Annotated in this window: 1 protein-coding gene; it reads right to left on the minus strand. The window is 30.4% G+C overall.

The window, feature by feature from the left end:
- On the minus strand, positions 1-874 hold an 874-nt coding region (locus tag FUA24_RS01055; RefSeq protein WP_148539679.1), incomplete at both ends, for a FeoB small GTPase domain-containing protein.

Raw genomic sequence — 874 nt, forward strand, 5'->3', positions numbered from 1 at the left:
TTCTAACAATGAAATAAACAAAAACAGGAAAGCAATAGGAGGGATAAATACCATAACACCGCCAATACCTGCAATTATACCTTCGGAAAGTAAATTAGTAAATGCACCTGCTGGCATTGTGTTTTTCACCCAATTAGCTAATGATGCAAAGGCTTCATCAATTAAATCTGTGGGGTAGGTTGCCCAATCATAAACCGCTTGAAACATTAAAAATAAAATAACAAAAAAGATGAGGTAACCCCATATTTTGTGTGTTAATATACGGTCTAGTTTTATGCGTAAATCTGTAGCGTTTGCCAAATTTACTATCAATCCTTTTTTAAGGACATTGTTTATAAATTGATAGCGTTTAATGGTTTCTTTTTGTTGTAAACGTTTTAAATCTGCATTACTTTTCGTTTTAAAATCGTTTAGAGCATCAAAATCATTTCGCTGGATTTTTCCAAAGTTAACATCTTGGGTAATTACCAACCATAATTTATAAAGTAGTTGGTTAGAAAATGTTTTTTTTAAGTTTTGAAAGTAGGTGGTATCAATGGTGCTAATATCTAAACAGGGTTTGGTGTTTAGCATACCATAATTTGTAATAAGTTCTTTTAAGGTATCAATACCTTGATTTTTTCGGGTGCTAACTACAGCAATTTTAGTGTGTAATTGTGTTTCTAAATAATTAATATCTAATGAAATGCCTTTTTTTTGCATTCTATCGGCCATATTAATAACCAGCAATGTTGGTATTTCTAAATCTTTAATTTGTGTAAAAAGTAGTAGGTTTCGTTTAAGGTTTTCAACATCTGTAACTACTACTGCTACATCAGGAAAGTCTTTATCATTTTTATTTAAAAGAAGTTCAATAACAACGTTTTCATCAAGT

The organism is Seonamhaeicola marinus (assembly GCF_008085455.1).